The sequence below is a fragment of the Photobacterium carnosum genome (assembly GCF_002849605.1).
Lineage (GTDB): Bacteria > Pseudomonadota > Gammaproteobacteria > Enterobacterales > Vibrionaceae > Photobacterium > Photobacterium carnosum.
The window spans coordinates 18288-31672 of record NZ_NPIB01000005.1; the positions used below are offsets into that span (position 1 = coordinate 18288).

The 13385-nt window shown below is 41.6% G+C and carries 17 protein-coding genes; 6 read left to right on the forward strand and 11 right to left on the reverse strand.

Annotation, left to right across the window (positions count from 1 at the left end):
* Window positions 1-49: 49 nt before the first annotated feature.
* The 7 genes from rpsG to fkpA form a co-directional block, all read right to left on the reverse strand.
* Window positions 50-520: a 30S ribosomal protein S7 gene (gene rpsG / locus CIK00_RS06200; RefSeq protein ID WP_101768042.1), complete on the reverse strand. Its 471-nt coding sequence runs from the start codon at window positions 518-520 to the stop codon at window positions 50-52.
* A 95-nt stretch (window positions 521-615) separates the two neighbouring features.
* The gene (gene rpsL, locus CIK00_RS06205; RefSeq protein WP_004399892.1) at window positions 616-990 is read right to left on the reverse strand and encodes a 30S ribosomal protein S12; all 375 of its coding nucleotides are present in this window, start codon (window positions 988-990) and stop codon (window positions 616-618) included.
* Window positions 991-1166: 176 nt separating this feature from the next.
* Complete coding sequence (gene tusB, locus CIK00_RS06210; RefSeq protein ID WP_101768043.1) at window positions 1167-1460, reverse strand: sulfurtransferase complex subunit TusB; 294 nt, start codon at window positions 1458-1460, stop codon at window positions 1167-1169.
* A 7-nt stretch (window positions 1461-1467) separates the two neighbouring features.
* Window positions 1468-1824, reverse strand: coding sequence for a sulfurtransferase complex subunit TusC (gene tusC / locus CIK00_RS06215; protein WP_101768044.1), 357 nt, complete (start codon window positions 1822-1824; stop codon window positions 1468-1470).
* A 9-nt stretch (window positions 1825-1833) separates the two neighbouring features.
* Window positions 1834-2226 (reverse strand): sulfurtransferase complex subunit TusD, encoded by a 393-nt coding sequence (tusD, locus tag CIK00_RS06220; RefSeq protein ID WP_101768045.1) that lies wholly within the window; start codon window positions 2224-2226, stop codon window positions 1834-1836.
* Entirely contained in the window at window positions 2223-2945 is a 723-nt protein-coding gene (locus CIK00_RS06225) for a helix-turn-helix transcriptional regulator (protein WP_101768187.1), read from the reverse strand. Before CIK00_RS06225 ends, tusD begins: the two co-directional genes overlap by 4 nt.
* Before the next feature lie 190 nt (window positions 2946-3135).
* Window positions 3136-3999, reverse strand: a complete 864-nt coding sequence (gene fkpA, locus CIK00_RS06230; RefSeq protein WP_101768046.1) for an FKBP-type peptidyl-prolyl cis-trans isomerase — start codon at window positions 3997-3999, stop codon at window positions 3136-3138.
* Window positions 4000-4191: 192 nt separating this feature from the next.
* Between fkpA and CIK00_RS06235 the strand changes: the two genes are divergently transcribed.
* Both CIK00_RS06235 and CIK00_RS06240 read left to right on the forward strand, forming a co-directional pair.
* Window positions 4192-5169, forward strand: a complete 978-nt coding sequence (locus tag CIK00_RS06235) for a WD40 repeat domain-containing protein (RefSeq protein ID WP_101768047.1) — start codon at window positions 4192-4194, stop codon at window positions 5167-5169.
* Between the two features lie 10 nt (window positions 5170-5179).
* Window positions 5180-5401 (forward strand): SlyX family protein, encoded by a 222-nt coding sequence (locus CIK00_RS06240; protein WP_101768048.1) that lies wholly within the window; start codon window positions 5180-5182, stop codon window positions 5399-5401.
* 79 nt (window positions 5402-5480) lie between these two features.
* Here the strand turns inward: CIK00_RS06240 and slyD are convergent, their stop codons facing one another.
* From slyD to kefG, 4 genes are all read right to left on the reverse strand, one after another.
* Window positions 5481-6080 carry a peptidylprolyl isomerase gene (gene slyD, locus CIK00_RS06245; RefSeq protein WP_101768049.1) on the reverse strand — a complete coding sequence of 200 codons (600 nt, stop codon included), beginning with the start codon at window positions 6078-6080 and terminating at the stop codon, window positions 5481-5483.
* 83 nt (window positions 6081-6163) lie between these two features.
* Window positions 6164-6373 (reverse strand): YheV family putative zinc ribbon protein, encoded by a 210-nt coding sequence (locus CIK00_RS06250; protein WP_101768050.1) that lies wholly within the window; start codon window positions 6371-6373, stop codon window positions 6164-6166.
* Window positions 6374-6389: 16 nt separating this feature from the next.
* Complete coding sequence (gene kefB, locus CIK00_RS06255) at window positions 6390-8195, reverse strand: glutathione-regulated potassium-efflux system protein KefB (protein WP_101768051.1); 1806 nt, start codon at window positions 8193-8195, stop codon at window positions 6390-6392.
* Window positions 8188-8766: a glutathione-regulated potassium-efflux system ancillary protein KefG gene (kefG, locus tag CIK00_RS06260; RefSeq protein WP_101768052.1), complete on the reverse strand. Its 579-nt coding sequence runs from the start codon at window positions 8764-8766 to the stop codon at window positions 8188-8190. The genes kefB and kefG overlap by 8 nt, the downstream gene beginning before the upstream one ends.
* Window positions 8767-9025: 259 nt before the next feature.
* Between kefG and CIK00_RS06265 the strand changes: the two genes are divergently transcribed.
* The 4 genes from CIK00_RS06265 to CIK00_RS06280 all read left to right on the forward strand — a co-directional run bounded on the left by CIK00_RS06265 (window position 9026) and on the right by CIK00_RS06280 (window position 13314).
* Entirely contained in the window at window positions 9026-10948 is a 1923-nt protein-coding gene (locus CIK00_RS06265; protein ID WP_101768053.1) for an ABC transporter ATP-binding protein, read from the forward strand.
* Between the two features lie 67 nt (window positions 10949-11015).
* Window positions 11016-11984, forward strand: coding sequence for a hydrolase (locus CIK00_RS06270; protein WP_101768188.1), 969 nt, complete (start codon window positions 11016-11018; stop codon window positions 11982-11984).
* Between the two features lie 97 nt (window positions 11985-12081).
* Window positions 12082-12294 carry a YheU family protein gene (locus tag CIK00_RS06275; RefSeq protein ID WP_101768054.1) on the forward strand — a complete coding sequence of 71 codons (213 nt, stop codon included), beginning with the start codon at window positions 12082-12084 and terminating at the stop codon, window positions 12292-12294.
* Between the two features lie 150 nt (window positions 12295-12444).
* A complete protein-coding gene (locus CIK00_RS06280) occupies window positions 12445-13314 on the forward strand; it encodes a phosphoribulokinase (RefSeq protein ID WP_101768055.1) in 870 nt (289 codons plus the stop codon).
* Window positions 13315-13385: the final 71 nt, after the last annotated feature.

Here is a 13385-nt window from a genome sequence, read left to right on the forward strand (position 1 = left end):
TAGGCACAGCAGGAAAACCTGCTGTGCCCAAGCGGTATTACCAGCTATATTACCAGCGGTAATGTGCGAACGCTTTGTTCGCATCTGCCATACGGTGAACGTCTTCACGTTTCTTAACAGCAGAACCTTTGTTGTCAGCCGCATCAAGCATTTCGCCTGCAAGACGCTGAGCCATAGATTTTTCACCACGCTTACGCGCAGCTTCAACTAACCAACGCATAGCTAGTGCATTACGACGTACTGGACGTACTTCTACAGGCACCTGGTAAGTTGAACCACCCACACGGCGAGATTTAACTTCTACCGCTGGACGAATGTTTTCAAGAGCTTTTTCAAATACAGATAAAGGTTCTTCACCAGAACGCTCTACTGTAGTGTCTAGTGCAGCATAAATAATTTTTTCTGCAGTAGATTTCTTTCCGTCAACCATTAGGATGTTAACGAATTTTGCCAGCAATTCTGATTTGAATTTAGGATCTGGTAGGATCTTACGCTGACCGATTACGCGACGACGTGGCATGGATTATCTCCGTTGTCTTCTTCAGGTTATCCAAAACTTTTCAGTTTCTTCAAAATTAAATAATTTTAGTGTTTGGCCTTACTTAACGGAATCCATTAAGACTTAGGACGCTTCACACCGTACTTAGAACGACCTTGTTTACGGTCATTAACGCCTGCACAGTCAAGTGCACCACGAACAGTGTGGTAACGAACACCCGGAAGGTCTTTAACACGACCACCGCGGATAAGAACAACTGAGTGCTCCTGAAGGTTGTGACCTTCACCGCCGATGTATGATGTTACTTCAAAACCGTTTGTTAGACGAACACGACAAACTTTACGTAATGCTGAGTTCGGTTTTTTAGGTGTAGTAGTGTAAACACGAGTACATACACCACGTTTCTGTGGGCACGCTTCTAGTGCAGGCACGTTGCTTTTTACAACTTGCTTAGCACGTGGCTTACGTACCAACTGGTTAATAGTTGCCATTAAATAGCTCCTGATTGTTACTTTCGTAAGGTGAAAAATCTGCCTCCCAACAACAGGAGGACGCGAAATTTTAGGCATCGCACCCAAAGGTGTCAAGATCTAACCAACGATCAATTAAGTGATCATTTCTTAAACAATCACTTTTTTGTCCATATATCGTTACTAATAATGGCTTATTATGCCCATTTCATGTGTTGAGCGTGTTGTTCCGTTAACAAAACAAAACCCTTATAATCAACAACATGAAAATATTTATTACATTTATCCTGCAAACCGCGCGCAATAATGTCAGCTTCCAGTAAATAAATTTTTACGCCAATATTTTTTATTAAATCAAAGTAAATATTTTCACTCAAGGCGACAATTACAGCATCTTCGAGCAATAAGATCTCATCACCGGGGCAAATAAACTGTAAACATTGCGCCAAAGATTGGCTTTGAAATGGTGAGCGGGTCACAGAATGTAACATCGGCACCTCAAAAAGTGAGAATTTGACGACAACAATGTAATGCTGTCACCAACTCGGAATGGGAGCAGATAATTACGTCAATTAATAAATCATCGACGCTTAATCCACGTTCAGTTAATGACTGCTGACAAACATAAATATTTTCGATGTCATATAGCGGTAACATTTTAAATGTCGCAATATAATTACGACTTAAAATAGCCTCTGGTTGCTGATGCTTAACCAGTTGCAATACGCCATCACCAATAAAAAATACGCTTAATGCTTCAGAATAAGCAGAAGCTGCTAATAATGCGTCAAGCCCTTCACGACCACTACTGGTGCCATGAGGTGGCTGACGAAAAACAAACCCAGTGTTATTCATTTGCTAACCTCAAAATTGAATGACACGATCTGCACTAAGTAAGACTTCAGCAAGACCACCAAGTCCTGCTTGCTCAAAACCAACGGCTAAATTATGGTTGGGCAATTGATGCTGTTGTGCTTCTTGTTCACCAATAACGCCACGTCGTAATGCCGCAGCAACGCAAGTCTGTAATTCAACCTGATGTGTTTTTGCTAACTGCTGCCATGCGGCAACAAGATCAAACTCATCAGATGCAGGTGCCGTTAGTATATTGCCGTTGAGAACACCATCTTGATAAAAGAAAACACGGGTTAATGTATGTCCTAGTTCCAAAAGTGCACATGAAAATTGATAAGCAGAACGCGCAGCTTGAGTACCATAAGCCGGACCATTAACCACAATGGCGTAAGTTAAACTCACTTGTCACCGTCCTCTGTTTTACGCTGACGAATATAAAGATACACAGTGTGCTTAGATATATTCAATCGATCAGCAACGCGGTTAATCGCATCTTTAATATCAAAAATACCTTTATCAAATAGCGCCATTACTATCTGACGGTTTTTAGCATTATTGGATACATTTTTATCTGCGTTAATTTCTTCAATAGTCCGCTCAACAGTTTGATCGACCAATTCATCAACATCACTAGCAAAGTTTACTTTTGATGCCGCTTGCTTAGCTTCATCCGTTGGCATAAACGATTGCAGGATTTGCGTAAAAGGCACATCAAGATTGACGTTAATACACAACAAACCAATCACTTTATTATCACCATTACGAATCGCGATAGTGATCGATTTCATTAAATCACCGCCTTTAGCGCGAGTGAAATAAGCTCGAGAAAAATTATGTTCTGACTTTTGAATATCACGTAATGAGCGTAATGCAAGATCGGTAATCGGTGATCCCACTTTACGTCCCGTGTTTTGACCGTTAGCTATTTTGATTGCCGAGGTATTTAAATCGGCTAAAGAGTGCAGAACAATTTCACAAAATGGCCCAATCAATGCGGCTAAGCCGTCAACAACAGCTTCATATGCACGCAGAATATTATCATCGTGTTCAGAAAAAATTCGTCTGTCAACGATGTCACTATCAACAATTATCTCTGTTCCAAGATTATCTACTGAAATCACGATACCACCTTCCATTTTGCTGCTTATCTACAATGCGATCTCGCCCAGATCTATCACCACAAGCATTCAATATAATTGATAAAATTTAAAATCTTCTCAGTAAGTTTATCAGATAATAGAACAAAAAAGACCCGACATATGTCGGGTCTGGATCAATGGTTGCGCTTTTTTATCACTAAAAAGTGATCAATTATTGTATTTTTGTCGCTGTAGTTGTTGTTTTTACAGCTTCAACAGCAGGCTGTTGAGTTTGCTTACCATCTTTAATGCTCAATAATTCCACTTGGAAAACTAAGGTAGAATTAGCAGGAATGCTTGGGTTCGCTTGCGCGCCGTAAGCAAGTTGTGGCGGAATAACAAATTCAAATTTAGAACCAACAGGCATCAATTGTACGCCTTCAGTCCAACCTGGGATCACTTGGTTTAATGGGAAAGTGGCAGGTTGATTACGTTGGTATGAGCTATCAAATACAGTACCGTTAGTTAGCATGCCTTTGTACTGCACTTCAACAGTATCAGTTGCTGCTGGTTTTGCACCTGTACCTTCTTTTTCAACTTTGTACATCAAACCAGATTTAGTTGTTACCACACCGGCTTCTTTAGCGAATGTCGCGCGGAAATCTTCACCAGCTTTAATGTTCTTTTCAGCCTCAGCTTTTGCTTTCTGCTCAACAATCTTAGCAACACGTTGATCTAGAGATTGTAGTGCTTGTTGAGTTTGCTCTTGTGTCATGCGGCTCTTACCAGCAAACACATCTTCAACACCTGCAAGTACATCTTGACGATTAAGGTTAAGACCTAGCTCTTTTTGTTGATCAAGGTTAGCTGATAGGTATTGTGCTAGTGATGCACCAATAGCATATGCTGCTTTTTGATCTTCAGTTTTAAACTGAACCTTAGCAGCATCTGTTGTTGCAACAGCTGCTGAAGTGGTTGTTTGTTCAACTTTTGCAGGCTCAACCGGCTTATTGGTGTCTGCTTTATTATCGTCCTGACAACCCACAGCAAGGAAGATTGTTGCTGCTAATACAGACATCTTTAAAATAGGCTTCATGTATTTCTCCATCAGTCATTGAGGTCATGCCTCACTTTTACACTGTGTTTATTAGTATGAGTATGAAAACAAAATTATATCAATATACTACTACCACTCTGATTAAGTAACTGTAAATACTTAGTGCTACAGTTATTTAAGCAGATTCATTTCTTCTATCTAGTTACCCTAATAAAGCGGAACCAGAGCTTAATGTACAAGAAATTTTTGTCAGTTAGTCTACTTTTCTCTGCTTTTGCCTTAAGCGGTTGTTTTCCCTTTGATTCAGAAGTTCAACGCTGGCATCTTGCTCAACAAGGTAGCACGAGTTTAAGCCTTAGCCGTGATGGCCGTTTTGCACTTATTAGCACAAACATACAAGGTATCGCGCTATGGGATTTACAGCAAAACAAAAAGTTAGCTGATTTTGGTTCTCAAGATCAATATCACAATAGCGTGATAACAAGTTATATATCTGATAACAATCGTTATGCCATAACCGCAACAACTCAAAATTTTGCAGTATGGGATTTAGGATGGTCACAATCCCATGGTTTATGGTCGATTGATTACGCAACAATTAAAGATGTCGCTATCGCCAATAATGGTACTGACGTGCTATTAGCATTAAGTAATGGTAAAGCACTATTTATTAATCTCACCAGTGGACGCCGATTAGAATTTTTAGCCCATCGCGACAAAGTTAATAGTGTTGCCCTTGCGGCTAATGGCCGTTATGCGCTTTCTGGCGGTAATGATCACCATGCCTATTTATGGGATACCCGCAGTGGGCAGATTATTTATTCATTTAAGCATAGCAGTCGTGTCAACCAAGTCGCACTGCAACGGGATGGAAAATTCGCTTTTTCTGCTACCGACAATAATGACAATATTATTTGGGACTTAACTACGGGGAAGAAAATCACCCAATTAGCAATGAAAGTACGTTATCAAACACTTTCTAGTGCGCGTTTTTCTGATGATGGACAATTTTTGGTAACGGGATCACCGTCACGCCGAGTCGAATTATGGCGCACAGATAATGGTGAAAATATTAAAGATTGGCGAGCGGAAGTACAGCCAAAGACTCGACCCACCACAGCAGTGGTGTATGATGTCGCTATTAGCCCTACAGGTAATGTTGTCGCTGGCTCTTCTGCCGGTTACGCTCAAGCCTGGTCAACCGACTGAAAAATATCCCATGAATGAGATACAACAACTACAAAGCCGTCTTGATGAACTCGAGATGAAACTCGCCTTCCAAGAACAGACCATGGATGAATTAAATGATGCGCTCACTAAGCAGCAATTTATGATTGATCGAATGGAAATACAACTTAAGTTTATGGTCGGTAAAGTTAAAGGTATGCAAACCTCTAATATGGCAGATGAATCAGAAGAAACACCGCCACCACATTATTAAATAGAGATTCGAGGTTCGACAAGATAAAAACAAAAAAGGAAGCCGAGGCTTCCTTTTTTTATGATCACAATAAATGTGATTAGTGAGAACAGCCGCAGCCGCCCTTACCTTCGCCACCGCAACAACCTTCGTCGTTACCGTGATCATGGTCGCCGCCACAGCAATCATCATCGCCATGATCACCACAACCGCCTTCACCACCACAGCAACCGCCTTCTTGGTGTAGGTGACCGTGTTCGACTTCTTCTTCAGTTGCAGCACGTACAGCAACAACTTCAACGTCAAAACCTAATGTTTGACCAGCAAGCATATGGTTACCATCAACAACAACTTCGTCGCCGTCAACTTCAGTTACTTCTACAGGGATTGGACCTTGATCTGTATCAGCAAGGAAACGCATACCAACAGTAATTTCATCAACACCTTGGAATACATTTGCAGGAACACGCTGAACCATTTCGTCCATGTGCTCACCGTAAGCATCTTCAGGAGCAACAGTGATTTCAAACTTATCGCCTGCCACGTGGCCTTCAAGCGCTTTTTCCAGACCAGGAATAAGGTTGTTATGACCGTGTAGGTAATCAAGAGGAACTTCAACTGTTGATTGATCGACAACGATACCTTCTTCAGTTTTCACTTGGTAAGCTAGGCTTACTACTGTGTCTTTAGCGACTTTCATGTTAACTCCAAAATTTAAGCTTGGGGTGATAGTTTTTGTTTTCACATCATACAGGATAATACCATTGAGATGCCATTATCACATTACTCTGGTTTGAAAATCCCTATCACTTGTTGTTTGGTTATTGAAGAAAGTTGTTCACTTTCTTTTACTGCCTGCGGCAAACGTGTATCAATATGCTGACATTGAACACATTCGATATGCTCAACATCATGCTGTTGCCACCAGCGTAATGTATCTAATGCTTGGCAGTTAGGACAAATCGCTCCTGCAATAAATCGTTTTTTGACCATGTTAATCACTCCCTGATTAATCCCAACCTTGGTAGCGTTGTTGCTCACCACGCATCTCACGATCAAAAATATCTTCTAGCTCTTTACGGGCCTCTTTTTGACGTGAAGCCAAATTGACATCTTCACTATGTTGAGGCAATAAATCACGTAACGCTTGGCTATCGATTTTACGAAAATGTGCCTGAGCACGATTCGCTTTATAGGGATGCATACCTAAAGATATGAGGGCTTGACGACCTAAATCAAGGGCGCCTTCAAATGTTTCACGTGAAAAACATTCCACCCCATAACTCAATAATTGATGCGCTTCAACTCGACTACGCGCACGTGCCATTAACTTCAATCGTGGAAAATGTTGTTGGCAAAGTGTCACTACCTCTATCACTTCACTGGGGTCATCAGTACAGATAATTAAAGCTTCAGCATTATCCGCACCTGCTGAGCGTAATAAATCCAGCTGGGTTGCATCGCCGTAATACACTTTATAACCGAATTTACGCAAGAACTGAATTTGACTTGGATCGCGCTCTAATACGGTAACGCGAATTTTATTAGCAAACAGTAAACGTCCCACTACCTGCCCAAATCGTCCAAATCCTGTAATAATTACACGCGGTTGACGATCAATAACATTTGCAGGTGGTGGTTGTTTATCTTCAGTTTTAAAACTATGGACATACCAACGCTTTTGTATTTGTAAAATCAGCGGGGTGGTCATCATTGATAAACTCACAACCACTAATAACAACGGGGTCAAATCACCTTGTAATAATCCACCCGCGTTTGCTGCAGTAAACAATACAAACGCAAATTCACCCCCTTGACTTAAAATAGCGGCCATTTGGCTGCGCGCTTTCATTTCAACACCAAATAGATGCGCTAATACATATAATATGCCCGCTTTAATCATCACTAATACAATAACTGTCGCTAATATCTGTAGTGGGTATTGCAACAATAATCCCAGATTAACCGCCATTCCAACCGAGATAAAAAATAACCCCAGTAATAATCCTTTAAAAGGTTCAATGGCAATTTCAAGCTCATGTCGATATTCACTTTCCGCCAGTAATACGCCAGCAAGAAAAGCGCCGAGAGCCATTGATAAACCGATCATCTGCATAATCAGTGCAATACCCACCACCAATAATAAAGCGGCGACATTAAACAGCTCACGTACACCACTCATAACGACATAACGAAATAGGGGCCGTAATAAAAAATGTCCTGCAACTAAGAAAATAATAATACTGCTTAGCATCCATACGCCATCAAGCCAGCTGCCACCAGCATTACCTGCCAGCAATGGTAATAATGCTAACATTGGAATAACCGCGATATCTTGAAACAACAGCACAGCAAATCCTGATTGACCCGTTTCACTACCACTTAATTGTTGTTCATCTATCACCCGTAATGCTATCGCGGTTGACGACAATGCCAACCCCATGCCGATAACAATCGCATCACGCCAACCAAGAGCAGGAAACAAACGATTACAGCCAAAAGCAATAGCGGCTATTATGATGCTAGTGATCACCACTTGGCTGCCACCCAACCCTAATATAGGTTTACGCATTTGCCACAATTTTTTAGGGTTAAGTTCTAGGCCAATTAAAAATAGTAGTAGCACCACCCCAAATTCAGAGAAGTGCAACATAGCGTCCACATCAGATATCAGTCCTAAACCCCATGGGCCAATGCCGATCCCCGCAATGAGATACCCCAGCACCGATCCCAAACCTAACCGTTGTGCTAATGGCACCGCAATAATGGCAGCGCCTAAAAAAATCACCATCACCAGTAAGAAGTCATTATTCATGGCTTACATCTCCTACGGTTAAAGGTAATAAAGGTTCATATTGATGGGGGCTGACTAACCACTGATGATAGGTTTGCGCATAATATTGCCGCTCAATGGTCGGAATACGCCGCGCCCAATGCATGACTAATGGGGGTAACCATTGCATACGACAAAGATCGGCACACAGTTCAAACGGTTTTAAAATGTCATCAATGCTGCAACGGTTATAACCATCAGCACTGTAAGCCTCAGCTGCACCGCCGGTAGTGATCACTGATCGCCAATATTTACCGTTGGTTGCCGTACCTTCTCCATGAGCAAAACCTTTACTCAATACCCGATCAAGCCACTCTTTAAGTAATGCAGGGCAAGAATACATATATAAGGGATGTTGGAAAATAATCACATCATGGGTTATCACTAATGCTTGCTCAGCCACTTCATCAATAAAAAAATCAGGATAGGTAGCATACAGATCATGCACAGTGACATGAGACAAGTGTTTTACTTCATTAAGTAACGCGTGGTTAGCCACTGACTCTTGTGGATCAGGATGCGCAAAGATAATTAATATTTTCAAATCGGTCATACTGTCCTTCTGCACGTCATTTGATGAATGAAGTAACGCCGTTATAAAACATTGCACGCCTAATTGTTAACTATCATACCTAATTGTTACTTAATATGATTGTTTAGTTGATATTCCTATTTTAATCAGCCTTACATCTGCACATTGCCAGTATGGTGCTAACTCAGTGTCAGGTTAGCCACTGGTTCAAGTTTGGGTTAGACTCCTGAGCATGATTTCCGTTTAATTTTGTGGAGCGGGCACGTCCCCGGCGCTATCGATGATTATCTTTTCAGATATCCAACTTCTACGTGGTGGTAAAGTTCTGCTTGAAAATGCCACTGCGACCATTAACCCAGGCGACAAAGTTGGCCTTGTGGGTAAAAATGGTTGTGGTAAATCAACCTTATTTGCATTACTTAAAAATGAACTCAGCTTAGATGGCGGTAATTGTCAGTTTCCAAGTAATTGGGAATTAGCGTGGGTAGCACAAGAAACACCAGCCCTAGAGCGAGCGGCGATTGAATATGTCATTGATGGCGATCGCGAATATCGCGAACTTGAGCGTCAATTAATCGCAGCTGAACTGGCTGACAACGGCAATAAAGTCGCTGAATTACACGGTAAAATTGACATTATTGGTGGCTATACTATTAATGCCCGTGCAGCTGAATTATTGAATGGTTTAGGCTTTTCACAACACCAAATGCAATGGAACTTAACCCAGTTCTCTGGTGGTTGGCGAATGCGTTTAAACCTTGCTCAAGCATTGTTATGTCGCTCAGATCTACTCTTACTCGATGAACCAACCAACCACTTAGATCTCGATGCGGTAATGTGGCTTGAGAAATGGCTGCAAAGCTACCGTGGTACGCTAGTGCTAATTTCCCATGACCGCGATTTCTTAGATCCTGTTATCAACCGTATTATTCACGTTGAAAACCAAACCATGAACAGTTACAGCGGTAACTACTCATCGTTTGAAGTCCAACGTTCAGAAAAGCTAATCCTGCAACAGGCAATGTTTCAAAAGCAACAGAAGCAAATGACGCACATGCAGTCATATATCGAACGCTTCCGCTACAAAGCCAGTAAAGCACGCCAAGCGCAAAGCCGAATTAAAGCTCTAGAACGGATGGAAAAAGTACTGCCCGCGCAGCTTGATAATCCGTTTATGTTTGAGTTTAGAGAGCCTACCGCACTGCCAAATCCGATTCTAATGATGGATCATGTTGCCGCTGGTTATGATGATTTACTGATTCTAGAAAAGATCCGCTTGAACCTTGTTCCAGGAAGTCGAATTGGCCTTCTGGGTCGTAATGGTGCCGGTAAATCAACCTTAATTAAGATGCTTGCTGGTGAATTGCCAGCCAAAGCCGGTGATATGGCCTTTTCGCAAGGGGTTAAAATTGGTTACTTTGCTCAGCACCAATTAGAAACCTTATACCTTGATGATACGCCAATACAACATATGGCACGTATTGCGCCTAACTCAACTGAACAACAACTGCGTGATTACTTAGGTAGTTTTGGATTTCTTGGTGATAAAGCATTAGAAAAAGTCGGTCCGTTTTCTGGTGGTGAAAAAGCACGATTAGTATTAGCGCTAATTGTATGGCAACGTCCAAACCTATTGTTACTCGATGAACCGACTAACCACCTCGATTTAGATATGCGCCAAGCACTGACCTTTGCGTTGCAATCTTATGAAGGCGCAATGGTTATTGTTAGTCACGATCGTTATTTACTACGTGCAACCACCGATGATCTATACCTGGTTCATGATCGCCAAGTAATGCCATTTGATGGTGACTTAAGTGATTATCACAAGTGGCTAACTGAGCAACATCGCAATGAGCGTCGTGAACAACAAGCGGCAAAACCCGAAACCAATAAAGACAATAGTGCCGCATCACGTAAAGAACAAAAGCGTTTAGATGCCGAGTTCCGCAAGCAAACAGCACCAATTCGTAAAGAAGTGACTAAGCTTGAAAAACAAATGGATAAGCTTAATGAGATTATTACCGCAGCTGAAACGGCATTAAGTGACAGCACCATTTATGATCCGGAAAATAAAGCACAAATGAATCAACAGTTAAAACTTCAAGGGGATGCTAAATCTGATCTTGAAGACATTGAAGTGGCATGGATGGAACTGCAAGAACAATTAGAAGAAATGGAAAGCCAGCTTAACGCTGAGTAATCATTTAACGCCGTAGCGATTTTCATTGTTACGGCGTTTTTATTTAAGTATGAGTAAAGGCCATCATATGCAGCCATTCACTGCCCCGATAGGATTACGCAATCCACACCTACAAACCTTATTACCTCGCTTAATTCGTCACCAGCCCCTCTTTACACCCATCACCCAGCGTCTTGAAATGCCTGATGGCGATTTTGTTGATTTGGCATGGACAGAGCAGCCCGACCTAATTAACCACCACCAGCCATTGATGATTTTATTACATGGCTTAGAAGGTAGCTTTAATAGCCCTTACGCTAATGGCTTATTGATGGCAGCTAAACAACAAGGTTGGCTTGGGGTAATGATGCATTTTCGAGGTTGCAGTGGTGAACTAAATCGTCATCCACAAAGCTATCATTCTGGTGACATTAAAGATGTACGCTTCTTCATTCAATGGCTACGTCAGCAATTTCCACAGCGTCCGTTAATGGCAGTGGGTGTATCACTTGGCGGTAATGTGCTGATTAATTACTTAGCTCACTACCTTGATAATAGCGAACTCATCGCAGCCCAAGCTATCTCACCACCGCTCAACCTAGCCTCATGTTCCCATCGTATTCAGCAAGGGTTCTCGCGCGTTTATCAACACTACTTACTAACATCACTTAAACGCACCGTTGCCCAAAAAATTGAGCGTCACCCTCATACCATGCCGATTAATCAGCAACAACTGGCATCAATTAACAGTGTATGGCAATTTGACCAAGCAGTAACGGCACCACTGCATGGCTTTAAGAATGCCGATGATTACTATCAACGTTGTAGTGGTTTACTACAACTGGCTAAGATCACACTCCCCTTACGGATTATTCACGCTAAAGATGATCCCTTTATGTGTCGTGATGTCATTCCTCAGCACCCCTTACCCACCAACATTCACTATGATCTATCAGCGACAGGGGGTCATGTTGGCTTTATCAATGGCAGCTTACTCAAACCACAATTTTGGTTAGAACACACTGTGCCGACGTGGTTTCAGCAACAATTAACTTAGTATCAAGCAATATCACCACATAATGACTAAGTTTCTTTTCAGTCAAGTTTAAGAATATACTGCGGCTATTATTTTATTAATCATTTAAGAAGTTGTAATGATTATTCCTTGGCAAGACATCGATCCAGAAACATTAACAAACCTGATTGAACAATTTATTTTGCGTGAAGGTACCGATTATGGCGAAGTAGAAATCAGCCTCAGTGATAAAGTCGCTTATGTTCGACGCCAACTAGAATCAGGTGATGCGGTGATTGTTTTCTCTGAATTACATGAATCGGTAGATATTAAGCTGAGAAATCAAATGTAATCCAATTAGTCACTGTATTATCACTCACCAAAACTTGTCTTCATCTGCATTTTTATCACTTAATACCGACATTTAAGCAAACTTGTAGTAACATTTATCACTGTCTATTTTTGTTATTCATCACGTAATAATCACAACAACAGGTGAGTTATGTCGGTAAAACACCCTATTATTGCTGTCACAGGTTCATCAGGCGCGGGCACAACCACCACCTCTGAAGCCTTTCGCAAGATGTTTAATATGATGGACATCAACGCGGCATGGTTAGAAGGTGATAGTTTTCATCGATTTACTCGCCCAGAAATGGATTGTGAAATCCGTAAAGCTAAAGATCAAGGTCGCCACATCAGTTATTTCGGTGCTGAAGCCAATGATTTCGAGCAATTAGCCCACTTTTTCGAACAATATGCTCAAGACGGTAGTGGCAAGTTTCGGCGTTACCTACATACCTTTGATGAAGCCGTACCTTATAATCAAATGCCAGGAACATTCACCCCTTGGCAACAGCTTGCTGAAAATACCGATGTATTATTTTATGAAGGGTTACATGGTGGTGTGGTTGATGGGGAAACCAATGCAGCCCAACATGTTGATTTACTGATTGGTATGGTGCCGATTGTTAACTTAGAGTGGATTCAAAAGATCATTCGAGACACCCGTGATCGCGGCCATTCAAGAGAAGCGGTGATGGAATCGATAGTGCGCTCAATGGATGACTACTTAAATTACATCACCCCGCAATTTTCTCGCACCCATATTAACTTTCAACGAGTCCCTACGGTGGATACCTCAAACCCTGTTAGTGCCAAAGGTATTCCAAGTTTAGATGAAAGCTTTGTGGTGATCCGTTTTCGTGGCTTAAAGAATGTCGACTTTCCGCATTTATTAGCGATGATTCAAGGTTCATTTATGTCACGTCACAACACTCTCGTTGTCCCCGGTGGTAAAATGAGTTTTGCGATGGAATTAATTATGCGCCCGCTGCTCGAACAATTAATTGAAAACGGCAAAATAGCGTAATCATTACCGATATTAATTAACCATTACTTTGTTAAATTAACGGTCACTGGTATCAGCAACCGCAATCATCA